The sequence below is a fragment of the Clostridium sp. MF28 genome (genome assembly GCF_002969175.1).
Taxonomy (GTDB): Bacteria; Bacillota; Clostridia; order Clostridiales; family Clostridiaceae; genus Clostridium; species Clostridium beijerinckii.
In genome coordinates, this window is record NZ_CP014331.1 from 3944574 (window position 1) to 3971549 (window position 26976).

Below are 26976 nucleotides of genomic sequence, written 5' to 3' on the forward strand. Positions count from 1 at the left end.
TGGCAAGGGGGATAAATATTGAGTAATTTTTCTATTGGGGAAATGTCAAAATTGAATAACATATCAATTCAGACACTGAGATATTATGACAAAATAGGCTTGCTAAAACCAAAGGTCATTAGTGAAAAAAGCCAATATAGATATTATAGTATAGAACAATTTTTTCAAATGGATGTGATTAAATATTATAAGACATTGGGATTATCCCTAAATGAAATAAAAAAATTAATGGGTAGAAGCACTTCTATGGAAGAAAAACTTGATATGATAAATTTTCAGCAAGAGGTTTTGGAAAATAAACTATTAGAAATGGAAATAATAAAAAATCACTTAGAGTATATGAAAAACACAGTTTCTTCAATTATTGAATATGAAACTGATAAAATATTTATTAAATATAATGAAAAAAGGGAATATATAAGTTATGATTGCGTTTCAGCCACTATTGATGAATTGGAAATTAATTATAGAAAAGTAATGCCTAATAGTGAAAATCAGCTAGAAAAATTAAGTTATGAATTATCCTCAATGGTTTCCTATGATGAGTTAAAAGAAAAGATGGTTTATAAGAATATAATGACAAATAATTATGTAAGAATGTTAAAAAATGAAGGAAGGGCAATTGTCTTACCAGAGGGAGAGTATATAACAATATATTTTGAAGGTGGATGTTTTGAAAATAAGAAATATTATAATAAAATTATTGATTATATAAATAAGAATAATATTAAGATAAGTGGCGATTTCCATGAAGTGTATATCCTTCCTCAAGTAAATGAAGATGGAAAAGAGAATACTTTGATGAAGCTTGAGATAATGAAAAAAAGAATTAACATATGTTAAAAGAAATTCATGATAAACTGATTGCTCTGACAGATGAAGAATTAAGAATTTTAAATGGAGAGAATTCTGTAGATAGAAGTATTTATACAGATTATGATGAAGGAGAATATCTATATTTTAAAGCTTCTGAAAGAAAAAATATTCAAGAGTTATTAGAAAAAATAATAATTGAGCTGTATACTAATTCGATAATGAAAAAGCGACAATAAAATTGCTAGTAGGGCTTTTATTAGTGGAGTTAGTAAAAAATTCACAGGATATAGAGACATATTCTGTGGATAACTATGAGAAGATGTTGATAATTCAGAGTCTTAAATACATAGAGGAATTTTATAGTACAGCTACTCTGCTAGAACTCTCAGAAAAATTAAATCAACCAGATTATAAATTTAGCAAATTTATAAAGATACATACTAAAATGACTTTTAAAGAATTATTGAAAGAAAAAAAGTTAAGCAAAGCAGTTGAATTAATCAAATTAACTGAGTATTCGATTATTGAAATAATTGAGTTTGTAGGATATGAGAATCCAACATACTTTTACAAGATATTCAAGAAAAAATTTGGAATGACGCCTAGAGAATATAAAATGAACAGAATTAACAATTTTAGATTTACTTAAATTAGAAAAGTTTCTAAGTTGAAATGAAAGGAATATATAACTTTTAAATAATTTAATTTATATTTAAAGATTATTTATTCAGCAGTGCTATAGTTTAGAATAAATTTTAATGGGTTAATCTCTTTTAAAACATATATAATGCATAATTGAATGAAGAAGCTATCTTAATGAAAAGTTGAGAGAGCTTTTTTATTGGTAATTGAGATGATTTGAGGTTACTTACTTTGAATTGAAAGAGGTTTAACATTATGCTATGATTATTTTAGTAAACGTTATTTTGGTAAGTATTAGGACATAGAGTTTGGGTGAATTAAATTTTAAGTATAATAATGAGAGGTGTAGAGATGAGATATTTAGTGTTAGATGTAGGTGGAAGTTCTATTAAGTATGCACTGATGACAGAGGATTTGGAGTTTATTGAAAGGGGTAAAAAACCAACACCACTTGATAAAATTGAAAGTTTTATAGATGTAATAGGCGAAATCTATGATATATATAAAGATGATATAGAAGGAATGGCTATAAGTATGCCAGGAGTATTAGATAGTGAAAAAGGCTATGCTTATACAGGTGGTGCACTATCATATAATGAAGGTAAAGAGATTGTAAAAATTCTTAAAGAAAGATGTCCGACAAAGATTACAATAGAGAATGATGGAAAATGTGCAGCTTTAGCAGAGGTTTGGAAAGGAAGTTTAAAAGATTTCGATGATGGAGTTGTAATAGTACTAGGAACAGGTGTAGGTGGAGGAATAGTTCGAAATAAGAAAATCCATAAAGGAAAAAACTTCTTTGCAGGTGAGTTTAGTTTTATAAATACAAATGTAAATAATACTGAGAACACGGATGAGTGTTGGGGATCTATAAGTGGTTCTAAAGCATTGATAAATGAAGTTGCAAAGGTAAAAAGTCTTCAGCCAGATGAATTAGATGGGTATAAAATATTTGAATATGCAAATAACAACGATCCAGATATTCTTGAAATTTTAGATGATTTCACTTATAAGCTAGCAGTACAAATTTTTAATTTACAGTGTATATTAGATCCGGAAATATTTGCAATCGGTGGAGGGATAAGTAGTCAAGAGATATTGATACAATATATTAAGAGGAATGTGGACAAGTATCACAAGAGTTTTGAAATTGATGATTTACCACTACCTAATGTAGTTGGCTGTAAGTTTAGAAATGATGCTAATCTCATAGGAGCACTATACAATTTTATAACTAGCAAATGAAATATGATTGTATTAAATGTTGGCGGCATTTTATGGAAGAATGTCATTAGCATTTAGCTTTTCTAATAATAACATTATATAAATTAACTTAGTAATAATATATAAAATGGAGTGATTCTAAAAAGAATCGCTCCATTTTATATAAAGATTTTATATTAAACGTTGAATAACATATCGCTATAAGTTGGAAGTGGCCAGAACTCTTCGTCTACTAGAGTTTCAAGCTTATCAGCATCAGCTCTTAAAGTATTCATTTGTTCAAATACTTCATATCTGTACATCATTCCTAAATCGAATATATCACCTTCGAAGTTATCAGCCTTTTCAACTGCTTTTTCAAGAAGTGAAACATTTTTATTTAATGAAGCTAATAAAGTTGAAATTTCAGTTAATGATTCAGTTTGAACTGAAATATCTACATTTATACCTGTAGCCTTTATTGTGTTTATTGATTCAGCAAGACTTGTAGTATATTGAATTACAGCAGGTATAATTTGACGTTTTGCCATTTCAAGTGTTGTTAAAGCTTCAATATTTATAATTTTATTGTAGTTTTCTAAAGTGATTTCATAACGAGATGTTGATTCTACTCTAGTTAAAACTCCATGCTTTTCTAATACAGCTTGATTCTTCTCATCTATCATAGCTTTAGCAGCTTCTACAGTTGAGTGAATATTTGGAAGACCTCTTCTTTCTGCTTCAGCAACCCATTCATCTGAATATCCATTACCATTAAATATAATTTTCTTATGGTTCTTAACAATATCAGTTAAGATTGCTTGGATTTCAGCATCTAAATCAGTAGCCTTTTCAAGTTTATCTGCAATTTCAGATAAAGTTTCAGCAACTATAGTATTTAATACAAAGTTACATCCAGCAATTGAAGCAGAAGATGGAACCATTCTAAATTCGAATTTATTTCCAGTAAACGCAAATGGAGAAGTTCTGTTTCTATCAGTTGCATCCTTTGGAAGTGGAGGTAATGTATTTACTCCAATAGTTAATTCACTTGCAGACTTAGAACTTGTAGCTGGACCCTTTTCAATTTGTTCTAATACATCCTCTAATTGATCGCCTAAGAAGATAGAGATTATAGCAGGAGGAGCTTCGTTAGCACCTAATCTATGATCATTTCCAGCATTAGCAGCTGATACTCTTAATAAGCTTGGATATTCATCAACAGCTTTTATTACAGCACAAAGGAATAAAAGGAATTGTTGATTTTCGTGTGGAGATTTACCTGGTTCAAGAAGATTCATTCCATCATCAGTACCCATTGACCAGTTATTATGCTTACCTGATCCGTTTACGCCAGCGAATGGTTTTTCATGAAGCAAGCAATATAAATCATGTTTTGCAGCAACTTTCTTCATTATTTCCATTGTAAGTTGGTTATGGTCAGTCGATATATTTGTTGTGCTAAATATAGGAGCTAACTCATGTTGAGCAGGAGCAACTTCGTTATGCTTAGTTTTAGCTAATATTCCAAGCTTCCAAAGTTCTTCATCTACTTCTTTCATGAAATCAGAAATTCTTTGTTTGATTGTTCCAAAGTAATGATCTTCAAGTTCTTGACCCTTTGAAGGTTTTGCTCCGAATAATGTTCTTCCTGTTAAGATAAGGTCTTTACGAGCATCATACATTGACTTATCGATTAGGAAGTACTCTTGTTCAGGACCAACAGTTGTAATTACTCTTTTAGTAGTAGTATTACCTAATGCTTTTAAAACACGTAGAGCTTGTTTGTTTAAAGCTTCCATTGAACGTAATAATGGAGTTTTCTTATCTAAAGCTTCTCCGTTATAAGAACAGAATGCAGTTGGTATACATAAAGAACCATCTTTTAGGAATGCTGGTGAAGTACAATCCCATGCAGTATATCCTCTAGCTTCAAAAGTAGCTCTAAGTCCTCCTGAAGGGAATGAAGATGCATCTGGTTCACCTTTGATTAATTCTTTTCCTGAGAATTCTAATATAACTTTTCCGTCAGAAGTTGGATTTATAAAAGAATCATGCTTTTCAGCAGTAATTCCAGTCATAGGTTGGAACCAGTGAGTAAAGTGAGTAGCACCTTTTTCAACAGCCCAATCTTTCATTGCAGCTGCAACAACATCTGCTACATCTGGTTCAAGAGTAGTTCCTTTTTCAATTGTCTTTTTTAAAGCTTTATAAGTAGCTTTAGGAAGACGTTCTTTCATTACAGCATCGCTGAATACATTTGAAGCAAAAATTTCATTGATTTTGTTCATTAATAAGATCCCCTTTCAGAATACACAACATTTATTTAAATTAATATTAACTAATTAAAAACATTAATAATTTTAAAAAAATTTTAGAGTATAAATGATAAATTGTCAACAAGAAATAAGAAATTGCCACATAGAAGTTTCTGCCATATAAATTCATATATGGCAAAAAATTCATATTAAAAAAATAAAAAGCTAAAGAATTATTTTAATATTCTCTAGCTCCTTTGCTAAAATCTTATTCAATTAATAAATTAAACATAGTTAATATATAACACTGCTAAGACTACCATAGTCTTAAGTATTTTCTATAATAATTATACTATATTGTTATAGGTTGTACAATACAAAAATCCGATTTTTTGCAGTAAAAAATTAGTAGAAATTTAAATGTTTATATTATATTTTTACTAATTTTAATATAAGAATTATAATTAAAGAAATTATTCTGATATGGTTTTATTCATAGAAGATATATTATTAAGGTATATAAGTTCAAAATAACATAATTAATTTTTTATAAAATTATTTGGTTATTTTGAATTTAATTTTATGGTAATATATTAAGTAAAAAAGTTTCTAGTCTGATCAAAAGATATTAGTTTTTATATAGAGATGAAAAGTATGTTCAGGTATGTTAGTGACATAAGCAGGATTTCTCACTATATAATTAAAGAATTTTTGCAAAATAGGAGTGAAGAAGCACCTATTCTAATTGTAATATAAAAAAATAATATTGAGAAAAGGAAGAGTATTATGGAAAATGTATATTACTATAACACTAAAATTGGGAAAATCAGTATAGTGGAAAATGGGGCAGCAATTACAAAAATTTGTTTTGTAAACAAAGATGAACTTAATGTTGAAGGAAATGAAACAGAGTTATTACGGAAAGCTATAAAACAATTGGAAGAGTTTTTTGAAGGAGAGCGGAATTGTTTTGATTTACCATTAGCACCTAAGGGGACGGAGTTTCAAAGAAAAGTATGGAGTGCTCTACAAGAGATTCCTTTTGGAGAAACAAGGAGTTATGGTGAAATTGCCCAAATAGTAGGTAATGAGAAAGCGGCGAGAGCTGTTGGTATGGCTAATAATAAAAATCCAATTCCAATTATAATACCTTGTCATAGAGTAATTGGTGCTAATGGTAAATTGGTCGGATATGCTGGTGGTCTTAATATAAAGGAAAAGCTTCTTAAAATTGAGAAGGATTATAAAAGATGACTTAAAAAATAATATGATTTAATAATATAGGTGAGCGAGTCTTTATAAATAGTAAACTATTTGTAGAGATTTGCTTTTTTTACTTACGACAAATAAATAACATTGTTTCAAGTAAAGTTTCAGTTCTTTAAATAATTATTATATAAGGTATTTTAGGTGAATGATGATTAAAGTGCTTATAAGTATTGAAAAAATAATTAAATGTACTTATAATTACTTATGAGGGGTGATTTTATGATTGGGAAAGAAGGGTATGAAAATTTTAATAAAGACAATATATTTTCATATAAGGAGAGGTTGAAATTAAATGTTAATGAAAAAACTAAGATTGTTGAAAAGGCAATGAAATTTATTCATAACAATAAAACGTATTTTTTTGATGTTTCTACTAGTGTTGAATTTCTTTCAAGATCTTTAGATAAAAAAGCGACCATATTTACTCATTCCATAGATAATTTTAATATACTTTCGGAAAAGAATGGTATTGTAGTAAACTTGATTGATGGAAAATTTAACAAGAAAAATCGCTTTTTCTATAGAAGGAATTATGATGAGTATTTGAGCAAAATTGAGTTTGAGGCGGCATTTATAGGAGCTGGAGCTATAAAAGGTAATGGTATTTATTATGAAAATGAAGAAGATGCTTATATTAAAGGGGAGATTGTGAAAAGAGCTAAGAAGGTTATTTTACTTGCCGAACATCAAAAGTATGAAAAAGATGCCTTTTATAAAGGATTAAACCTAGATCGGGCAGATATTATTATTGTTGATCCAATATCGGTTTCTTCTTTTAGTAACATTATGGAATTGCATAATATTAAAATTAATCCTAAAAGTCTAGTGATTATATAAAGAAAACATATTAATTTAAGTAGTGTTATTTAGGAGAATAAAATTGAGTTTTATTTGCTTATAAATATTGAATTCAATAAGCAATTATAAGTAATTTGACGTTTTATTATAAATAGTTAGGGGATGAGTACATGGATAAATTTGGAATGATATGTTTAGATATTGATGGAACCTTGTTAAATTCAAATCATGAAGTAACTGAAAAGGTGAAAAGTACTATAAATAAAGTTGCAAATAATAAGAAAATACCTGTAATTTTAGTTTCAGCTAGAATGCCAAAAGGAATAAGGTTTCTTCAAGAAGAACTTGGAATAGAGGAACCAATTATATGCTATAGCGGTGCTTTAATATTAGATAAGGATAATAGTGTATTGGCTAGTGAGGCAATTGATGTTTCTAATTTTGAGAAAATATATAAGTTAACAAGTGAAAATAACATTCATATGAGTTTATATAAGGATGATGAATGGTATATAGAAAAATTAGATTATTGGGCTAAACAAGAAAGTGAAATAACTAACATCATTCCTAATATTATTGATTTTAATAAATTAATAGAACAATGGAAAAGAGAAGGAGTAGGACCAAGTAAGATTTTATGTATGTCTAATCCAAAAGAAATAAACTTCTTAAAAGAAAATATTTATGATAATGATTTAAATATATATCCTTCAAAGCCAACATACTTAGAAATTATGCCTATAAAGGCATCAAAAACATCTGCAATTACCTGTTTACAAAAGAAATTCAGTATAGATAAATCAGAAATAATAGCAATGGGAGACAATTATAACGACATTGATATGTTAGAGTATGCAGGAGTTGGAGTAGCGATGGGAAATGCTCCAGAAGATGTGAAGAAACATGCTGATGATGTAACCTTAACTAATGATGAAGATGGGGTAGCAGAAGCACTGATAAAATATGTTATTAACAAGAAATAAAGAAAATGTTTTATGGCCGTTTTATTTAGAACTTTCATAAAATGCTTTTTTAGAGATGTATAAGCATAGATAATAAGTATAAAAAAATTTAAGTTTAACTCATGTTATTTAATTTACGTGAAATAGAAATGAATTACATATATTTGTGTAATGTTTATTTATAAACTTAAGCAAATGTATGTAATTTATTTCAATTCCAGCCTTTTTATATTTGAAATTTATTAATTTTTTATTCAAAAAATTTATTTTATATCTGTATAATATGCATATCCCATAAGTCTACTAATATTTTTAGCGACATTCATAAATTCCTCTTTGTATTTTAGTAAATCATCCATAGTATTAAAGAGTGTTACGGATGAGAGACTGGTTGCAGCAATAATTTTATTGGTTCTATCAAAAATAGGAACAGCTATGCATATAACACCCGTATCGTATTCAATATTGTCTAATGCATATAGGTTCTTTCTTATAACATGAATTTCTTCTATAAGAACATTTATATCAGTTATTGTGTTCTCTGCATATTTTATGAATTCTGTATCTTTTAATAATTCTCTTATTTTATCATCAGAATATTGAGATAATATCAATTTACCAGAAGCAGTACAATAAATAGGCGCTTTTTTTCCTATACTAGAAGACATTATTATATTTCTACTAGTATTTTCGGAAGATACCTTATCTACATAAATTATGTTAGTAAATGACTCGTCAGGAATACAAAGATGTATGACTTCATCAAACTTATTAGCAAAGTCATATATATGAGGTCTGGCGACATTTATTAAATCCATACTATTTGTTATAGAAGAAGATAAGTTAAGAAGCTTAATTCCTAATTGATATTTATCGTTTTCTGCATTTTGCGTAACATATTCTTTATATTTTAAAGTTGTAATTATTCTATGTATGGTACTCTTGCTTAAACCTAAATTTTTTGACAATTCAGCAATTCCACATCCTTTTGGATATTCGGCTAAGCAATCAAGTATATCAAGAGCACGTTCCACCGATTGAACTAAGTTTGGATTGCTTAAATCCTCTGACATATAAAATCCTCCTAAATAGTTTTATCTTTATACTACATTGTAATGTTTAATTTTAATTTTAACAAATAAAAAGTTAAAAATTTTATTTTTATACCAGTATCATTGACAATTGTAAGTGATGATATTAGAATTAAGATAATAAATGAAACGGTGTTCCACAATACGGAACGTATGGCGTGTATTGAAAAAATTTAATAATACATGTAAGGATGGAAATATTTATATGGAAAGAAGAGAATAGATAATGGAAAACATTTTGAATCAGTTTTCAATGGACTTTTTTAGATTAGATGGAAAAGTGGCAATAGTTACTGGAGGAAATACAGGTCTTGGACAAGGATATGCAGTTGCATTAGCTAAGGCAGGAGCAGATTTAGTTATTTCTACCCACGGTGATAATTGGGATGATACACGAGAATTGATAGAAAAAGGAGGTAGAAAAGCGGTATTCGTGAAAGCAGATTTAACACAAAAAGAAGGAAGGAAAGATGTGATTGATTCTGCGATGAAATTTTATGGGAAGGTAGATATATTAGTAAATAACGCTGGAACCATAAGAAGGACACCTCTTCTTGATTATAAAGAAGAAGACTGGAACGCAGTTATGGATATTAATTTAAATGCTGTATATTTCTTAAGCCAAGAAGTTGCTAAAATAATGGTTAAACAAGGATCTGGTAAAATAATAAATATAGCGTCTATGTTATCATTTCAGGGTGGAAAGTTCGTGCCTCCATATACAGCAAGTAAACATGGAGTTGCAGGTATAACAAAGGCATTTGCTAATGAATTAGCGAGTAAAAATATTCAAATAAATGCGATAGCACCTGGATACATAAAGACAGCAAATACTGAACCAATAAGGGCAGATAAAGAAAGAAATGCAGAAATACAGGGAAGAATACCAGCAGATAGATGGGCAGAACCATCTGACTTAATGGGAGCGGTAGTGTTTTTAGCAAGCAGAGCATCTGATTATGTTAATGGTCATATTCTAGCAGTTGATGGAGGATGGTTAGTAAGATAATCAGTATTCAAAATTATATATAAATATTGACTAAAATTTAAAAATGGCCTTATCAAAAGTATGAATATAGAAATCTATCTCTAACTTATTTGGTAAGGTTAAAAACAAATATATAGTGAAAGTGGTGTATTTATTTATGGACGTAATTACTATAGGAGATGCAATGATTGCAATGTGCCCTCAAGAAAAGGGACCAATAATATTTTGTGACACATTCAAAAGAAAAGTAGGTGGAGCAGAATTAAATGTTGCAATGGGATGTGCAAGATTAGGGTTAAAATCTGGATGGATAAGTAGATTGGGAAATGATGATTTCGGAAAATATATACTAAAGATTGTAAGAGGTGAGGGGATAGATACATCAGAGGTACAACTTGTTGATGGATATCCAACTTCAGTATATTTTAGAGAAGTTTTATCTGATGGATCAAGTAGATCATTTTATTATAGAGAAAAATCTCCAACTAGTACAATGGATGCAAAGAAATTAAATGAAGAATATATAAAAAATGCAAAAGTTCTTCATATTACAGGAGTTTTTCCTTCAATAACTGAAAATAATAGAGAAGTTATATTAGAAGCAGTAAAATTAGCTAAAAAGAATAATCTTATAATATCATTTGACCCAAATATTAGATTAAAGATGTGGACTAAGGAAGAAGCAAAAGACTATATAGAAAAACTTTTACCTTATGTTGATATTCTTTTAATAGGTGATGAAGAAATAGAGATATTATTGGGAGATACAAATATAGAAGAAGCAATAAAAGTTTTCCATAACAAAGGAATAGAAAAAGTGATAGTTAAAAAAGGAGCCAAGGGAGCTATAGGTTCAGATGGTAAAAATATTTATGATATTGAAGCTATTAAGCCAAAAGCTTTAGTTGATACAGTAGGTGCAGGAGATGGATTTGCAGCAGGATTTTTAACGGCCTTATTAAAAGGTAAGTCACTAGAAGATTGTGTTAGATTTGCAAATGCAGTTGGATCATTAGTTGTAGGTGTCGAAGGCGATAATGAGGGACTACCTTACTATGATGATGTTTTAGTACATTTAGGACAAGCAAAGAAAATAGAACGTTAAGAAATATATATTTGTATTTAATAAAGTATTTTATGAATGATGTAGATTAATTTTAAATAAAATAAATTAAAGATGAGGTGTAATAAATAATGTTTGAAAAAATTTATAATACATTAAAAGAAGAAAAGGCAGTAGCTGTTATTAGAACTAAAACATATGAAGAAGCAAAAGAAATAAGTATAGCAGCAATCGAAGGCGGAATGAAAATTATAGAGGTAACTATGAGTGTGCCAAATGCGCCAAAGTTAATAAAAGAATTGAAAGAAGAATATAAAAATGCTTGTGTTGGTGCAGGAACTGTGTTAACAAAAGATGCTGTAGATGCATGTATCGAAAATAATTCTGATTTTATTGTTTCTCCTTGTATAGATGAAGATGTAATTGCTTATGCAAATCAAAGAAAAGCATTAATAATTCCAGGATTAATGACAATGTCAGAGTTAAATAAGGCTTACAAATTAGGTTTAAGATTTATCAAAGTATTCCCAGGCAATGTTGTTGGAAAGGCATTTATAGGGGCAGCAAAATCAATATTCCCAGACCTTAGCGTTATGCCTACTGGAGGAGTAAACAAAGATAATATAAGTGAATGGATACAAGCAGGAGCAGATTGTAGCGGTATAGGTAGTGATTTAAATAAAGTTTATAAAAGCAACGGTGTTACAGGTGTAAAAGAATATTGCGCAGATGTTATAAGTAAAGTTAAAAATTTATAATTTTCAGTAAAGATTTAAAGCACTTAATTTTATTGATTAAGTGCTTTAAATCTTTTTTTATTAATGATTTTCTGAGCTATTTATAAAATAGTTATGTTAAAAGGCGGATTGTTTTAGAAAGCAACAGATACTATTAATATTATTTAAAATGTAGGGTTAAATAATATCAATGTGCAATTTATATTTAGAAATTTATCTATTGAATAAAAGACTAAGTGTAGTGACTTTATATTAAAAAAATGATATATTAATAAAAAATGAACCGAGTATGATTAAAATAATGAGTAGAAAGAAGGTATTATACATGTATGAAATGAAGGAAGAATACAAAATCGGAATTGATCAGATTGATGAGCAACACAAAAAGCTTTTTGAATTAGCAGATCAAGCTTATACGCTGTTAAAAGATGAATTTGCAATTGATAAGTATGATAAGATAATACATATTATGGACGAACTGAAGGATTATACAATTTTTCATTTTAAATCAGAAGAAGAATATATGAAAAGTATAAACTATAAAAGACTCTTTACTCAAAAGATTGAGCATGATAAATTTATTAAAAGTCTTGAAGAAATCGATTATAAAAATATTGATGAAAATCAAGATGAAAGTTTAATAAAACTTTTGAATTTTTTAAATGATTGGTTAACAGAGCATATATTAAAAACCGATAAGCTTATAGGAGAATAATATAATTATAATAAAACGTTTAAATTTTTATTATAATTATTTTGCGGTGAGGGTGAGATATAGAAATCTTACTCTTTTTTTATTAAAAATTTAGAAATGTAAAAAGTGCTCAAATAGATGTTGCAAAGTATTGATTAAAGTTATATAATAAAGAAAATAAAATATATATCTTCAGGGCAGGGTGTAAATCCCTACCGGCGGTATAGCCCGCGAGCTTTTAAGAAAGCAGATTCGGTGTAACTCCGAGGCCGACAGTATAGTCTGGATGAAAGAAGGTAACCTATTAGGAATTGAAAGTTGATCTATTATTACTTGCTGAATGTATGCCCTGATGTATTTTACATCAGGGCTTTTTGTTTTTTTATTAAGTATTGCAAATAGTTCAGGAGTAACTAATGTACTAAGAATACTTTGGCACTAAATTCCTAATAAGCTACACCAAGAAGATAATCTTTTGGGAGGCAAAGAATATGAATGAAAAAACAAGTAAATTAATCAAAATCTCTTTATTATCAGCAATTGCAATTATACTTATGTATTTTGATTTTCCAATAATACCTGCGTTTCCATGGCTTAAGATAGATCTAAGTGATGTACCAGCATTGTTGGGTGCTTTTGGATTTGGTCCTGTAGCAGGGGTGATAATAGAATTAATAAAAAATCTTTTGGTTCCATTAATCAGAGGAAGTCAAACAGGTTTTGTTGGAGAGACAGCAAACTTCTTGTTTGGAGCAGCATTAATTTTACCAGCATCATTTATCTACTATAGAAATAAGAATAAGAAAAATGCAATATTAGGAATGATAATAGGTGGAATTGCAATGGAGGCAATGGGAATCGTGGGTAACATATATTTATTATTGCCAGCTTATGGGATGAAGATGCCAGCGGATATGTTACAGAATTATGTTTGGGCATTACTAGCTTTCAATGGAGTAAAGGCGGTTATGGTGTCGGTATTAACATATATTCTATACAAAAAAGTATCTGTTTCAATTTTTAAGGTTGAACCAAACTTTGGCAGTTCAGAAAATAAGACAAAAATTGTATAATTTTAAAATAATATAAGCAGAAAAAGCTGTAACAAAATAATTCGAATTTTGTTACAGCTTTTTATTGTATATTGGTTGGTATATAAATTTAATGTTATATATAAACATTAATATTAAATTGATTTTTAACATGATTATTAAATAAGCTAAAGATGATTACTCATTTAATATCAGATCAAATTTTAATAGCAACTATTCACATAAAGACGAGTGCTTTCTCCTTTTAAATTTTATAATTTAGATTTAATTTGGCATAATGGTTATAATAATATATAAATAATTAACGTTAAACAGATAGATATATTATAGTTTTTATATGTATTAATATTTATTGTTCAAAAGGTTATAAAATAAATTCATATGATAGAAAATTAAAATTAATTAATAATAATTATTGATTAATAATGAATTATTTGGTATTATATATATAGAAAATATTTAAACACTAAAAAAGATATTTAATGATCAAGTGAATATAAAAAAATGAGATTACAATAATTTATGATAGTATGTGAAATGCAACAAGATAGATGGCTAAATGTATATCATAAGGAATAACAAGTAATAATAGAGAGAGGTAGTAGTTAAATTATTAACTCTGCAAGAAGTCACAAAAATGATATAATTATAGAAACTTTTAAACTAAAGATCGTTCTAATTAGCTCATCGCAATAAATGCAGAAGCGCTTAATTGATATATATTTTACAAGATGATAAATTAATATAGTAAGATATGTATTTATTAATATTTAATTATCAAATCTAAGGGAGGTTTTTTTATGGAAAAATATATTTGTACAGTATGTGGTTATATTTATGATGAGGCAGCAGGTGATCCAGATAATGGAGTTGCACCAGGAACAAAATTTGAAGATATCCCAGACGATTGGGTTTGCCCATTATGTGGAGTTCCAAAATCAGATTTTGAAAAAGAACAATAGTAGATATTGTTTTAATTTAAATTTGACTATATAATTATTTTAGAAAATTTATAAATAAGAATAAAATATTTAAAAACAATAGATATAAGGGGCTATCAAAATAATTTTATTATATTTTGAAAGTCCCTTATAATATATTTAGATTAATTATTTACCACAAGGTCCTAAATAATAAAAAATGGGAGAATGCATAGATATGTTTACAGAAGAGAGACTAAACGAAATATTAAATATTCTAAATACATATGGAAAAGTTAAAGTTAAGGATTTAAGCAAAAAGTTTAATGTGACAGAAGATTGTATTAGAAAAGATTTAAAACAACTGGAGCATGCAGGAAAGCTGAAAAGGACGTATGGAGGTGCGATTCAAATAAGGGAATCATCGCAGTTGTATGACATTTCAGAAAGAGAGAAGATAGATATTTCAACTAAAAGCATAATTGCTAAGAAAGCCTTAGAACTAATACAAGATAGGGAAACTATATTTTTAGATTTATCAACAATTAATATTCTTATAGCTAAATCTATTTTAACAACTCAAAAAAGAATAACCGTAGTAACCAATATGTTGGAGATAGCAAATATTTTAGCAAAGGCAGCCAATAATATTACTGTTGTAGTTGCGGCTGGGGTTTTAAATAAATCTCTTAATGGTTTTATTGGATCTTCAACTAATGATTTTATTAAAAAATATAAATTTGATAAATCTTTTATAGGAAGTTGTGGAATTGATGCCTTTGATAAAAGTATAACTACTTTTGAAATTGAGGATGGAATTACTAAGGCCACAATAATACAATCGAGTAAAAAGACATTTTTAGTTATGGAGAACAAGAAATTTTTTGTAGATGGTAATTATAAATTTGCAATGATTGATGATATAAATGCTATAATAACGGATGAAAAGCCTAATCAACCAATTATAGATGTGTTAGAAAGTAATGAAATTGAATTGATATAGAATATAAGTAAATCAATTATTAGAGGTAGTTTTTTGCTACATATAAATTGATGATAAGTGTAAAGAGACAATTTATGCAATTTGAACATAATGATTGCATGAATTGTCTCTTTGATATGTTTACCTAAGCACAGAAATTTGTAATTGAGATATTACTCCTTTAACCACATTAAAATAGCATCTTCCTTGTTATCTTCATAGTACCCTTTTCGAATTCCCTCTTGTTTAAAGTTATATTTTTCATAAAGGGCTTTGGCAGCGGCATTACTTTTTCTAACTTCGAGAGTATATGCTACACACCCTTGAGATTTACAATAAGATAGTAATTCTTCTAGGAGTTTAGAGGCTATCCCTTGTTTTCGATAGTTTGGATGTGTTGCTATGTTTGTTATATGAGCCTCATCCAATACTATCCATGTTCCAGCAAAGCCTACAACTTTATTATCAACTTTAGCAACAAAATATTTAGCAACAGGATTGGTTAGTTCCTGCATATAAGAATTTTTGCTCCAGCATATAGAAAAGCTCAACGAGCTTATATCTAAAATTTCATCTATATCTTCTTCTTTCATTAAATTTATAGCTATATTCACTATAATCTCATCCTTTGCTCGTATTCTCTTTCAGCCTGAGATTTTTTAAGATAAACCGGAGCAGAATTTGGATCGTCATATTCTCCGTTCTTTAATAGTGCACTGCCTATTTCACCTAATGAAGAGGCACGAATTAAATTAAGGTGATTAGGAGGAAAATATGAATTTGGACAATTATCAATCAAATAATCTTTATATTTATCAACACCATCGCCTATAAAAATAACTTTTTCATTTTTGGATTTAATTATTTCTATAAGTTCATCAATATCCAATGCTGAATAATCTAATAGACGTTCCAATTTTATAGGTAAATTTGAAGCATTATTGTTATTGCAGCAAGTATATTCTCCTTTATATAGTGAAGTATAAACACTATTTCTTAAAGCGTCCATTATAGGGCATATTATACCATTGAAATTAGATACGCTAAATGCAAGTGCATCTAAACTAGAAACACTAATGTAAGGCTTGTTACTTCCCAAGCTAAGACCTTTTATTGTTGCCATGCCTATTCTAAGTCCAGTAAATGAACCGGGACCCTTTGAAATAACATAGCCATCAATATCATCAATACTTAAGTTGTTATTGTTTAGCAACTCTTGAATTATAGACATTAGTATTATAGAGTGTTCTTTCTTATCGTTTAATGTAATTTCTCCAAGTAGTTTATCATCTTTCATCAAAGCAGCAGTTGCCACTTTAGAAGATGAATCTACGGCAAGAATAATCATATTTTCAACTCCTTTATATAATCATATCTTTTTCCATAAGCATTTAGCGTGATTTTTCTATAATCTTCGCCTTTGCTGTAATCTTTCTTTATATCTATATGAAGTAAATCATTTGGTAGAATTTCTTCTATATAATTTGCCCACTCTATTATTGATACTGCATCTGAAAATATATAATCATCAAATCCAATTGCATATATTTCATCAGGATCACTTACTCTATAAACATCGAAATGATTGAGCTTTAATCGACCGCTATCATATTCGTTCACTATAGTAAATGTTGGACTAGTAATATTATCGTTAATGCCTAATCCTTTAGCTATGCCCTTTGTAATATGAGTCTTACCTACACCTAAATCACCAGTTAAGCAGATTATATCACCGGCATTTAATAATTTGCCTAAATTTATTCCTAATTTAGCAGTATCATCTACATTATAAATTTCAAATTCCATGAAGTGCCTCCTTTAAGTGAGAATTAATTCTTATTAATTAGAATTTTATATCAATAACTTACATATAGTTATTATGTATAGAACCTAATAATTGTTAAATCTAAAAACTCTCATCTTTTTATTTTATCTCAAAATTGCATAAAAGCAAATTAATAATGTATTAACTAATTTAATTATATAAAACAGGAAATAAGCATTCAAAAAAATGTAATAAATTTGTATATATTTATTTTAAATTAGTTGGTATAATAAGAACAGGTATATGCTAAAGTTTAATTAACAGAGTAATTACTGAGGTAACATATGTAACTCAATATATATAAAGTGAATTATTTTATGTTTAACCCAATAAATGTTAATTAATAATTAACTTAAGAAATTAATTACAGTACATATTAAAAAGAAAGTTATAAATGAAGTCAGTTAAATTTTGGAGGTGACTTGTCTTTGAAGAAAATTACCTTTGCCATGGTGATAATAACCATAGCATTGTCTTTTGGTATGAGTTTTTTTTCAAATCCTTTATTAGCTAATACTGAGAATAATAGAACTGAAAGCAGAGATAAATATCTAAATATAATGACAGTTAATAAACCACAATATTATATGGTTAAAAAAATTATAAAGGAAAAGAATAATGCAGAGTATATGTTTACTAATGAGAAAGATATTAGTGAATTTAAATATAGTGAAGATGTTTTAAATAATATATCCAATATGGATTTATTTATATATTCTGGCACATCTTTTGAACCATGGAATGATTCACTAATTAGTGAATTGAAGAAAGGAAGCCTTGGGATAATAAATTTAGCTAGAGGCATAAAATTATTAAATTATGGGCATGATAATGACACTAAAGAAAATCCTTACTATTTTGAAGGTATAGAAGAGTATAAAATAGCATTATACAATGTAAAGGCAGCTATTCAAGATAGAGATCCTCAAAATAGAGATTATTATGAGGAAAATTATAATGAAGCTATCAAAAATTTTGATACTAGCATAAAGGAATATAGTGAGAAAATAAAGTCCTTAAGTGAATATAAATTTATTACATTAAATAATGATTTTGATTACTTAACTAAGTCTTTAAATTTAAACACTATTCAGCTTGATAATCATGAGTTAAGTGAGTTCATAAAAATTAATAATTTAGATCCTAAAAAGATAATAATAATAGTTGATGGTGAAAAAGGAACGAAATTAGATTTGTCAGGTTATAATACTATAAAGTTGTGGAAATATTATGGAGATATGTCTTTTGATGATTTGATTTTATACAATATAAAAGAATTATCAAAATGGGCTAAACCCAATGAAGTCGTAAATTCTAGTAATGCAAAATAGAATTACTTATTTTGGAGTTATATATCCTTTTATTATTAGATGTGATTATATACTGCACTAAAGAATCTACAAATTTTGAATATAAATATAAAGTATTTTATATTTAGTGTAGTTTTATTTTCACGATAATTAATTATAAAAATATGTTGCTTTCTTTATAGATATGTTATATAATGATTATTGTCTTAGGGGTATGGCTCAACGGTAGAGTAGTGGTCTCCAAAACCATTGGTTGTGGGTTCAAATCCTACTGCCCCTGCCACAAAAATCGTAGTACATTGTACTACGATTTTTTTATATAAAAAATTTAATTACAACAACGAATAATTAGGATCACAAGGGAATCCTTATTTATAATACTTAATTTTCCCTATTAGAGATATGAATTTAAATCAATAGATATAAATAATGATGGTATTAATAAAAAGTAAATTAATATAACTTAATTTTGATTTGGAGGGATTATAAAATGTTAGAAGTAACAAATACAAAAAAGGCACCAGCAGCAATTGGACCATATTCTCAGGCAATAGGATTTGGAAATATATTATTTACATCAGGACAAATACCGTTAGATCCATCAACTGGTGAGGTTGTAGGAAGTAATATAGAAGAGCAGGCAACTCAGGTAATGAAAATATATCAGCTATATTAGAAGCTAATGATATTAATTTTGAAAATGTAATTAAGACTACTTGCTTTATTGCAAATATGAGTGATTTTGCTAGATTTAATGAAGTATATGCTAAGTATTTTATTAGTAATCCAGCACGTTCATGCGTTGCTGTAAAGGAGCTTCCTAAAGGAGTATTATGCGAGGTTGAAGTAATAGCTTTCAAAAATGTATAGTTTATAGATGAAATGCTAAAATAATATTATTGTAAATAAAATAGACTATCTCAAAGATATCCTTGTGATAAGGAAGTTCTTTGAAATAGTCTATTTTTTAAGCTTTCTTAATTTCAGATACTAATTCATCCATAAGCTCTTTCACTGTTGTGATCTTTGTTATTCTGCTTGCATTTTCACCGCAGAATATGAGACCTTCATCAAGGTTACCCTTTACTGCATTTATTAAAGCTTTGCTTATACAATAAGGTGTATTAGCAGGGTTGCAAGGTGTTAAACAATTATAACAATGAGTTATTTTCTCTCTCTCAGAGCTAGTTCTTTTTACAAATGTATTCTTCATAGCTCTACCTGGCATTCCAACGGGACTTTTTACTATTTGAATATCATCTTTGTTACAATTAACATAGGCATTTTTAAACTCATCCGAAGCATCACATTCTTCAGTTGCTACAAATCTCGTTGCCATTTGAACGCCGCTAGCACCTAATTTTAAATATTTAGCAATATCATATCCATCAAAAACACCACCAGCAACTACTACTGGGATCTCTTTATTATATTTTTCAGCGTACTTCTTTGTTTCATTTATTATATCTACAACAGATTTATCAAAATCTAAATTTTCATTTTCTAACTCTTCAACTTTAAAGCCCAAATGACCGCCAGCTTTTGGTCCCTCAATTACAACAAGATCTGGAGCTACATTATCGTGCTTATCCCAAAGTTTCAAAATTACTTTTGCTGCTTTTAAAGAAGAAACTATTGGTGCAATCTTTACAGAGGAATTCTTTACTATTTTAGGTAACATAGTAGGAAGTCCTGCACCAGAGATTATTAAATCAACTCCAGCTTCTATTGCAGTTTTTATATGATCTTCATAATTATTAGTTGCTACCATAGCATTAATACCTATAATGCCATTTACTGCTTTAGCTTTAGCAATAGTAATATGTTTTTTTAAAGCCCTTAAATTCGCCTCTAAAGGGTTCTTTTCAAAGTCATCTTCATTATAACCAAGTTGTGCAGCAGAGATGATTCCAATTCCACCAGCATTAGCAACAGCAGCAGCTAAATTAGAAGATGAAACACCAATTCCCATACCCCCTTGAATAATAGGAATAGGAGCAACTAAATTTCCAATTTTAAGAGAATTAAAATTCATTTTACATATATCCTTTCACGAAAAATTCGACAATAAAATATTTTGACTATCAAAGTATTATATTTTATTATAAAATAATATGAGTAGTTAAACAAGAAGTATTTAAAAAAACTACTATTTAGTTAAGTTTGTTTGGTGCATTGGGGTGTTAAGATTATTATAATAATTTATTGATTTGAATGATTACTAAAAATTAAAATAATAAAATTGTTGACATAAATGATAAACACATGATACAATACTTAATGTCTTAGGGGTATGGCTCAACGGTAGAGTAGTGGTCTCCAAAACCATTGGTTGTGGGTTCAAATCCTACTGCCCCTGCCACAAAGGTCGTAGTACGTTGTACTACGGCTTTTTTATGTACAAAAATGTATGGTTATAAAAAAATATATTTTAGAGTTACAGAAATGCATCTGATTGGTTTGTATATCTGTGTAAATAATTAGCTAAAAATAAGTAAAAAGAGAATAATTTAGTATAAAATGTAGAAAATAACTTGATCTTTCCCAGAAAAAGTATATAATTTTATTAATATAATGAACTATATGTAAACATAAATAATTATGTATTTATAAAAACTATTTTGTGTCTTATGAATGAGCTATTATAAAATACATTCAATATTTGAATATTGAAGACATATTATGGTAATAATCCATTGTGAGGTGGAATACGATATGAATAAATTAGTTTTGCTAAACGAAGTTAGAAAAAAAGGAATAGAGAATAAAAATAGATTGGCAAAATCAACTAATAATACTATTAATGAAAAAGAAAGCAATAAGTCCTATATATCTTTTAGAGAGAAGTTTAATTGCTTCAAAGAAGATGATGAAGCTAATAACTCGAAAATAAGATATAATGAGGAATTCAATAAGAATGGTGGTATAAAGAACCTAAATAAAATTATTGAGAGAATTTTTTTGTTAAATAATACAACAATAATTGAGCTTGTAAATTCATTATATAATGATGATTTAAATATGGATGCGAGAATGAAATATAATAAGACTAAAAAAAATATAGATATAAATGAAGATATTAAGTTAGAAGATTCAAATTATGATTTGAAGATACTAGCAGAAGATGAGTATAGGAAGTTTGAATACAGGGTACAGTTTCACGCTAACGATGCTGAAAATATAGCAATAATGATAACTAAGGTAAATTTATCGAATAATAACAATGTAATAAGCCTTAATGCAAAAAAGAGGAAAAGTGTAAATAAAAGTGAATATGCTTTGAAGGATAAATATTCTAAATCCATGATAATATTGAATTCCAATATTGAAGTTCCTGATGTGTATCCAATTAAATCAGAAGCTAAGGAAAAAAATCTAGATTATACAATTAATATAATCAAAGGATGGAAATATGATTTTAAGCAATTAAGCGAAAAAAACATGTATTTACTATTTCCATTAAAAGCATTAGATATTAGAAAAAGATTATTAAATATGAAAGAAGACTTAATGTCAAAGGATTTAATTAAAGATGAAGTGTATAGATTCTTTAAGGATATGAATAAGTATTTACAAAGAGGCAAGGCTGATAATTTAATTACAGATAAAGATATTATTGAATTGAATTCAATAACCATTGATTTGCTAAATTCTTTTATTAAAGATAAGAGTGATATATTTACTGATATAAAAAGAGATATAGAAACAACATTTAAAGAGATAGTTGTATAGAATAAATTGAATTTAGTAGTGCAATAGTAAAATCGATAAATTTATATTGAGTAGAGATTCCTATTTTAATATTTAATAGAGGATAAATATTGAAGAATGTCCTTATATTAATGAGAATAATAAATAATCGTAAGGTTAAAATACTATTATCGGTAGATAAAATTTTTAGAGTTTTGTTTACTGATTCTATCAATTAGCCGAGGAGGGGATCGTTATGTCAAACAACAATAATAGGACATTAGTTCCAGAAGCAAGACGTGGCTTGGAAAAATTCAAGGACGAAGTAGCTCAAGAACTAGGAATACCATTTAAAGAATACAATGGTAACTTGAGTTCTAGACAATGTGGTTCAGTAGGCGGAGAAATGGTAAAAAGAATGGTAGAAGAATATGAACATAGAATCTAATGAAATTTTATAATTTAATATTGTTTCTATGTATGTTAGGATAATCTAATCATATTCTAAAAAATGGGAGATGTATTATACAAAGGTATAATACATCTCCTGTTTTTTGAGTAAATATTATATAGAGGTTTGAATTATAAACGTGCATAATAATCATTTTGGACTGTTCGCAAATTTCGTGGTAAAATTAGAACAAAAGTTCGTTATATAAAAAAGTTTAGGTGTGATAGTATGAGAAAAATTAAAATTTTACATATAGCAGATATACATTTTGATACTCCTTTTAGTGGAATGACACCAAAGCTAGCACTAAAGAGTAAAGAAGAATTAAAACAAGTTTTTGAGAACATAATGCTAATAACTTTAAATGAAGAAATAGATATTTTACTAATAGCAGGAGATGTATTTGATAATTTATCTGTAAAGAAAACTACACTTCATTTTATAAAAAGCTGTTTTGAAAATATTAGCAAGGTAAAAGTTTTTATAAGTCCTGGAAATCATGATCCTTTTAATGAAAAATCTTTCTATAGCATTGTAGATTGGCCAAGTAATGTTCATATTTTTAAAGGAAGTGTTGAAAAAGTAATATTAGAGGATTTAAAGACTGTTGTTTGGGGAGCTGGGTTTAATACCACACATGTCAGTAAATCCTTGTTAAAAGATGTTGAAAGAATCAACGGATATAACAACATAATGGTTATACATGGAGAAGTTTCTAGTGTAAAGGAAGGAAATAATTACAATCCAATTATGGAAGAAGATATAATTAAAAGCGATTTGGATTATATAGCACTAGGACATAGACATAAGTTTTCGGAAGTTAAGAAGATAGGTAACACATATTACAGTTATAGCGGATGCCCTCAAGGAAGGGGGTTTGATGAGCTTGAAGATAAAGGAATAGTATTATTAGATATTAAGAATAGATTTGTAGAAAGCCGGTTTATTAGAACATCAGTAAGAAATTACTATGAGAAGGGAATAAATATTGACGGGTGCTTTGGATATAACGAAGTAAAAAATAGAATTATATCAGAAATACCTAAGGATGATAGAAAGAATAATTTTTATAAGATTATTTTAAAAGGGCAAATATCTGATGAATTTTCATTAAGTGAAGAATTACTTGAAGAACTACTTAAAGATGAATTCTATTTTGTGAAGATTATTGACAAAAGTGAAATTAAGTTAGATATAACCGAATTGATAAAAGGGTACTCATTAAAAAGCATATTTGCAAAAAAAATATATGAAGAGCTACAGAATGTTACAACGGAGGAAGATAGAGAAATTATTTCTTTGGCTTTAAAGATAGGAATTCAAAGCATCTCAGGTGAAGAGGTAAGAATTAATGAGATGTAAATTGATTAAAGAGAGATTTATAAATTATAGAATTAATACATTCGAAAATAGTATCGAAAGAAATTGTATTCAAGTAAGTTTTATGAAAGAGGTGAAAGCTTTTGATAGTTAAAAAAATAAATATAAAAGCTTTTGCAGGGATTAAAGATAAAAGCCTAGATTTAAGCAGAGGATTCAATTTAATTTATGGAAAAAACGAAAAGGGAAAAAGTTCAATTGAGAATTTTATCAAGATATGGTTGTATGGGATTGAAAATTCTAGAAGTAAACTAAATGATAGAAAAAGATACATGCCTCTATCTGGAGAGAATATTTCTGGAGAATTAATGATAGAACATGAAGGAAAAAGCTACATTATAAAAAGAAGATTTGGTATAACAAAAAAAGAAGATGAATGCGAAATCTTAGATGAAATAACGGGAGAGAGCTTACAAATAGAATATAGAAATGAGCCGGGAAGGTATTTCTTCGATATAAATTTATCTACTTTTATAAAGACGTTATTTATAGGACAATTAGGAGTAGTTATATCTAAAGATAAGGAAGAAGAAATAATGGAGAAGCTAACCAATGTTTACAATGTTGGAGATGAAAATACTTCTGTAAAAAAAGTAATTGAGAAATTAGAAAAGAAGAAGAAGCAATTGCTAGGAATAAGAAAAGGTGGAGAGATTGATTTATTAAAAGAGAAAAATAATTCACTAAAAACAGAGTTATGGGAAGCATATAAATTAGCTGAAGAAAACGTGCAAAATGAGGAAAACTTATTAAGGAAGAAAGATGCTAAAAGCAACATAAAAGAACAAATTCAAAAGCTAGATTTATATAAAAAGTACATTAAGAAGATAAAACTTCAAAAAGACTACAAAGAAATAAGTAGCTATTTAGTTAAAGGGGAGCAGCTTAAAAGAAAACAGGATGCAATAATCGAAGAACTTAAAAAGGGTGAGGAATATATAACAGCTGAATATTTGGATGAAATTAATGAAAGGTGTGCTAGATATCTAAGTTTATTAGACGTAAAACAAGAAAAGTTAAATAAACTTTATAAATCAGAAGAAGAATTAAGAGTAAAAAACGAAAAAATGATAAATTATAAAGTTTTTTCTTCGATGGGAAGTAATATAAAAGAAAAAATATATACATTAAAAGTTGACCAGAGGAATTTAGAAGAAAAACTTAATGATATCATAAATATAAAAAATTCAATAGCTGGATTCAAGATGGATATAAGCAAGCAGGCTTCTAGCATTAGTAACTTAGATTTTATAAAAAATAATAGAGAAGAAATAGAGAGATTACTTAATTCTTATAAAGAAGGATTAAAGGAATTAAAATATAAAATGGAGAATCAGGATTATAGTAAGTCGGAAGGAGACTTAAATAGCTTAAATAAAAAAATAAATTGTATTTATTTTATTGGAGCAATTTGCATTTCTGCTTTTATATACAGTATGTTGAAGCAAATAGTTCCCATTATGATTATATTTATACCTATATTTATTATAATAGGAATAGTATATTTCAAATATTCCTTATTAATTAAAAGTTCAGAGATTTTTAGGAAAAATAATATATCAATTGATGAGCTAAAAGAAAGAATAGAAGAATATGAAAAAAGATTAGATGTTTATATAAAGAAAACTAATTCAGTATCTTATGAAGATTTTATTAGTAAGATAAATCAATATGATAAGTATATAGATTATAAAGATAATATGATTTTATTAATAAAAAATAAGGAAGAGGAGATTAACAGATACGATATTACTAAATTAAAATCAAATTATAATAGAAATAAAGGTGTGATAGCATCTTTGTATAATGTTTTAGGATGCAAGTCTTTAGATGAGGTGCTAGAACAATTGGAATTCTATGAAAAACAAAAAGAAGAAATACTTATAAAGGAATACGAGATTAATACAATTAATAAGGATATAGAAAATATAAATGAACAATTAGCTGATAAAGATGATGAGATAAGAAAAAAAACTCATGTACTTGGATTAGAAAATATAGAAATAGTAGATATGCATGTTAAGTTGAGAGAGTATAAAGAAAAAATAAATAAAATGAATGAAATTAAAAGTGCATTGAAAAGTGTAGAGGAAACATATAAGGTTTTAATAAAAGATAGAAATATAGATGAAATAAAGGAAGAAATGAAACAAATTATTAGTCAGGACATAAACTATTCTTATGAATCTGAAGAAGAAATAGACTCAGAGATTAGAGCGAAGTCTAATGAATTGTTGAAAATCGAGAAGGAGATAAAGGATTTAGAACATCTTATAGAAAAAAGGTATTTAGGTAAAAGGGAAATTTCAGAGATAGAAGAAGAAATATTAATGAATGAAGAAAAAACTAAAAAGTTGGAGAAAGAATTTAAAGCATTAGAGTTAGCTAGTAATTTGATTCAAGAAGCATTTGATGAGATAAAAAAGAATATTGGACCAGATATGAATAAGAAAATTATAAAGAAATTTAATTTCTTAACAAATGATGATTACGAAGAAGCTAAGATATCAGAAGACTATAAGCTAAAGATTAGAAATAAAGGAATGCTATTCGAAGGGGAAATACTAAGCAATGGTGCTAAGGATCAACTGTATTTAGCATTAAGGTTATCATTTATAAATATGTTGTTTAAAAATAAAAGAATCCCAATATTTTTAGATGATGCTCTTGTCCAATATGATGATGAGAGAAGAGAGCGGGCACTAAATCTTCTTATGGATGAAAATTTTGAGCAAGTAATTTTCTTTACATGTCAAAAAATAGAAAAGATTATTCTTGATAGAAATAAGTATGATTATAATTTAATTAATTTGAATTGATAATACTATCCTAAATTAATATTTAA

Annotated in this window: 26 protein-coding genes, 2 tRNA genes, 1 pseudogene and 1 riboswitch; of the genes and pseudogenes, 23 read left to right on the forward strand and 6 right to left on the reverse strand. The window is 27.6% G+C overall.

From position 1 onward, the window contains the following. Window positions 1-18 precede the first annotated feature (18 nt). The 4 genes from AXY43_RS17375 (at window position 19) to AXY43_RS17385 (ending at window position 2703) form a co-directional block, all read left to right on the forward strand. Entirely contained in the window at window positions 19-843 is an 825-nt protein-coding gene (locus AXY43_RS17375; protein WP_023974867.1) for a MerR family transcriptional regulator, read from the forward strand. Beyond that, window positions 837-1052 carry a hypothetical protein gene (locus AXY43_RS28035; RefSeq protein WP_236892100.1) on the forward strand — a complete coding sequence of 72 codons (216 nt, stop codon included), beginning with the start codon at window positions 837-839 and terminating at the stop codon, window positions 1050-1052. Before AXY43_RS17375 ends, AXY43_RS28035 begins: the two co-directional genes overlap by 7 nt. 23 nt (window positions 1053-1075) lie before the next feature. Then, window positions 1076-1465 carry a helix-turn-helix domain-containing protein gene (locus tag AXY43_RS28040; RefSeq protein WP_236892102.1) on the forward strand — a complete coding sequence of 130 codons (390 nt, stop codon included), beginning with the start codon at window positions 1076-1078 and terminating at the stop codon, window positions 1463-1465. A 344-nt stretch (window positions 1466-1809) separates the two neighbouring features. After that, complete coding sequence (locus AXY43_RS17385; RefSeq protein WP_023974868.1) at window positions 1810-2703, forward strand: ROK family protein; 894 nt, start codon at window positions 1810-1812, stop codon at window positions 2701-2703. 155 nt (window positions 2704-2858) lie between these two features. On the opposite strand, the gene AXY43_RS17390 is transcribed toward AXY43_RS17385, so the two are convergent. Then, complete coding sequence (locus tag AXY43_RS17390) at window positions 2859-4952, reverse strand: glutamine synthetase III family protein (RefSeq protein WP_023974869.1); 2094 nt, start codon at window positions 4950-4952, stop codon at window positions 2859-2861. 753 nt (window positions 4953-5705) lie between these two features. Between AXY43_RS17390 and AXY43_RS17395 the strand changes: the two genes are divergently transcribed. From AXY43_RS17395 to AXY43_RS17405, 3 genes are all read left to right on the forward strand, one after another. Beyond that, window positions 5706-6173 carry a methylated-DNA--[protein]-cysteine S-methyltransferase gene (locus AXY43_RS17395; RefSeq protein ID WP_023974870.1) on the forward strand — a complete coding sequence of 156 codons (468 nt, stop codon included), beginning with the start codon at window positions 5706-5708 and terminating at the stop codon, window positions 6171-6173. 234 nt (window positions 6174-6407) lie between these two features. Beyond that, on the forward strand, window positions 6408-7025 hold the full coding sequence (locus AXY43_RS17400; protein WP_023974871.1) for a DeoR/GlpR family DNA-binding transcription regulator: 618 nt from the start codon (window positions 6408-6410) through the stop codon (window positions 7023-7025). 131 nt (window positions 7026-7156) lie between these two features. Further along, window positions 7157-7969, forward strand: coding sequence for a Cof-type HAD-IIB family hydrolase (locus tag AXY43_RS17405; protein WP_077304098.1), 813 nt, complete (start codon window positions 7157-7159; stop codon window positions 7967-7969). Between the two features lie 242 nt (window positions 7970-8211). Here the strand turns inward: AXY43_RS17405 and AXY43_RS17410 are convergent, their stop codons facing one another. Then, window positions 8212-9021 carry an IclR family transcriptional regulator gene (locus AXY43_RS17410; RefSeq protein WP_011967808.1) on the reverse strand — a complete coding sequence of 270 codons (810 nt, stop codon included), beginning with the start codon at window positions 9019-9021 and terminating at the stop codon, window positions 8212-8214. 244 nt (window positions 9022-9265) lie between these two features. On the opposite strand from AXY43_RS17410, the gene kduD reads away from it, so the two are divergent. From kduD to AXY43_RS17445, 7 genes are all read left to right on the forward strand, one after another. Further along, on the forward strand, window positions 9266-10048 hold the full coding sequence (gene kduD / locus AXY43_RS17415) for a 2-dehydro-3-deoxy-D-gluconate 5-dehydrogenase KduD (protein ID WP_105411874.1): 783 nt from the start codon (window positions 9266-9268) through the stop codon (window positions 10046-10048). A 136-nt stretch (window positions 10049-10184) separates the two neighbouring features. Further along, entirely contained in the window at window positions 10185-11132 is a 948-nt protein-coding gene (locus AXY43_RS17420; protein ID WP_023974874.1) for a sugar kinase, read from the forward strand. Window positions 11133-11221: 89 nt separating this feature from the next. Further along, the gene (locus tag AXY43_RS17425; protein ID WP_039773875.1) at window positions 11222-11848 is read left to right on the forward strand and encodes a bifunctional 4-hydroxy-2-oxoglutarate aldolase/2-dehydro-3-deoxy-phosphogluconate aldolase; all 627 of its coding nucleotides are present in this window, start codon (window positions 11222-11224) and stop codon (window positions 11846-11848) included. A gap of 304 nt (window positions 11849-12152) precedes the next feature. After that, window positions 12153-12542 carry a bacteriohemerythrin gene (locus AXY43_RS17430; protein WP_011967812.1) on the forward strand — a complete coding sequence of 130 codons (390 nt, stop codon included), beginning with the start codon at window positions 12153-12155 and terminating at the stop codon, window positions 12540-12542. A 163-nt stretch (window positions 12543-12705) separates the two neighbouring features. Then, window positions 12706-12823: riboswitch (FMN riboswitch) on the forward strand. Window positions 12824-13012: 189 nt separating this feature from the next. After that, on the forward strand, window positions 13013-13594 hold the full coding sequence (locus AXY43_RS17435) for an ECF transporter S component (protein ID WP_065415961.1): 582 nt from the start codon (window positions 13013-13015) through the stop codon (window positions 13592-13594). Between the two features lie 779 nt (window positions 13595-14373). Beyond that, complete coding sequence (gene rd / locus AXY43_RS17440; protein ID WP_023974876.1) at window positions 14374-14535, forward strand: rubredoxin; 162 nt, start codon at window positions 14374-14376, stop codon at window positions 14533-14535. A gap of 196 nt (window positions 14536-14731) precedes the next feature. Further along, the gene (locus AXY43_RS17445) at window positions 14732-15496 is read left to right on the forward strand and encodes a DeoR/GlpR family DNA-binding transcription regulator (RefSeq protein WP_023974877.1); all 765 of its coding nucleotides are present in this window, start codon (window positions 14732-14734) and stop codon (window positions 15494-15496) included. Between the two features lie 152 nt (window positions 15497-15648). Here the strand turns inward: AXY43_RS17445 and rimI are convergent, their stop codons facing one another. The 3 genes from rimI to tsaE are packed head-to-tail and all read right to left on the reverse strand — an operon-like array spanning window position 15649 to window position 17281. After that, window positions 15649-16068, reverse strand: a complete 420-nt coding sequence (gene rimI / locus AXY43_RS17450) for a ribosomal protein S18-alanine N-acetyltransferase (protein WP_373866805.1) — start codon at window positions 16066-16068, stop codon at window positions 15649-15651. Between the two features lie 20 nt (window positions 16069-16088). After that, window positions 16089-16823, reverse strand: a complete 735-nt coding sequence (tsaB, locus tag AXY43_RS17455) for a tRNA (adenosine(37)-N6)-threonylcarbamoyltransferase complex dimerization subunit type 1 TsaB (protein WP_039773873.1) — start codon at window positions 16821-16823, stop codon at window positions 16089-16091. Continuing rightward, window positions 16820-17281 carry a tRNA (adenosine(37)-N6)-threonylcarbamoyltransferase complex ATPase subunit type 1 TsaE gene (gene tsaE / locus AXY43_RS17460; protein ID WP_011967818.1) on the reverse strand — a complete coding sequence of 154 codons (462 nt, stop codon included), beginning with the start codon at window positions 17279-17281 and terminating at the stop codon, window positions 16820-16822. The genes tsaB and tsaE overlap by 4 nt, the downstream gene beginning before the upstream one ends. A gap of 447 nt (window positions 17282-17728) precedes the next feature. Between tsaE and AXY43_RS17465 the strand changes: the two genes are divergently transcribed. The 3 genes and pseudogenes from AXY43_RS17465 (at window position 17729) to AXY43_RS17475 (ending at window position 19480) form a co-directional block, all read left to right on the forward strand. Further along, window positions 17729-18631 carry a metal ABC transporter substrate-binding protein gene (locus tag AXY43_RS17465; protein ID WP_105411875.1) on the forward strand — a complete coding sequence of 301 codons (903 nt, stop codon included), beginning with the start codon at window positions 17729-17731 and terminating at the stop codon, window positions 18629-18631. A 187-nt stretch (window positions 18632-18818) separates the two neighbouring features. Further along, window positions 18819-18893: transfer RNA gene (locus AXY43_RS17470), tRNA-Trp, on the forward strand. Between the two features lie 207 nt (window positions 18894-19100). Further along, window positions 19101-19480 (forward strand): annotated as a pseudogene (locus AXY43_RS17475) (RidA family protein). Window positions 19481-19577: 97 nt separating this feature from the next. Here the strand turns inward: AXY43_RS17475 and AXY43_RS17480 are convergent. Further along, window positions 19578-20645, reverse strand: a complete 1068-nt coding sequence (locus AXY43_RS17480) for an NAD(P)H-dependent flavin oxidoreductase (RefSeq protein ID WP_065415968.1) — start codon at window positions 20643-20645, stop codon at window positions 19578-19580. Window positions 20646-20897: 252 nt separating this feature from the next. Between AXY43_RS17480 and AXY43_RS17485 the strand changes: the two genes are divergently transcribed. From AXY43_RS17485 to AXY43_RS17505, 6 genes are all read left to right on the forward strand, one after another. Further along, window positions 20898-20972: transfer RNA gene (locus tag AXY43_RS17485), tRNA-Trp, on the forward strand. A gap of 353 nt (window positions 20973-21325) precedes the next feature. Then, complete coding sequence (locus AXY43_RS17490) at window positions 21326-22342, forward strand: hypothetical protein (RefSeq protein WP_039770333.1); 1017 nt, start codon at window positions 21326-21328, stop codon at window positions 22340-22342. A gap of 214 nt (window positions 22343-22556) precedes the next feature. Next, on the forward strand, window positions 22557-22748 hold the full coding sequence (locus AXY43_RS17495) for an alpha/beta-type small acid-soluble spore protein (RefSeq protein ID WP_011967823.1): 192 nt from the start codon (window positions 22557-22559) through the stop codon (window positions 22746-22748). 231 nt (window positions 22749-22979) lie between these two features. After that, complete coding sequence (locus AXY43_RS17500) at window positions 22980-24113, forward strand: metallophosphoesterase family protein (protein WP_105411876.1); 1134 nt, start codon at window positions 22980-22982, stop codon at window positions 24111-24113. Further along, on the forward strand, window positions 24103-24225 hold the full coding sequence (locus tag AXY43_RS28520) for a hypothetical protein (protein WP_274596493.1): 123 nt from the start codon (window positions 24103-24105) through the stop codon (window positions 24223-24225). Before AXY43_RS17500 ends, AXY43_RS28520 begins: the two co-directional genes overlap by 11 nt. Further along, on the forward strand, window positions 24215-26950 hold the full coding sequence (locus tag AXY43_RS17505) for an AAA family ATPase (protein ID WP_105411877.1): 2736 nt from the start codon (window positions 24215-24217) through the stop codon (window positions 26948-26950). Before AXY43_RS28520 ends, AXY43_RS17505 begins: the two co-directional genes overlap by 11 nt. Window positions 26951-26976 lie beyond the last annotated feature (26 nt).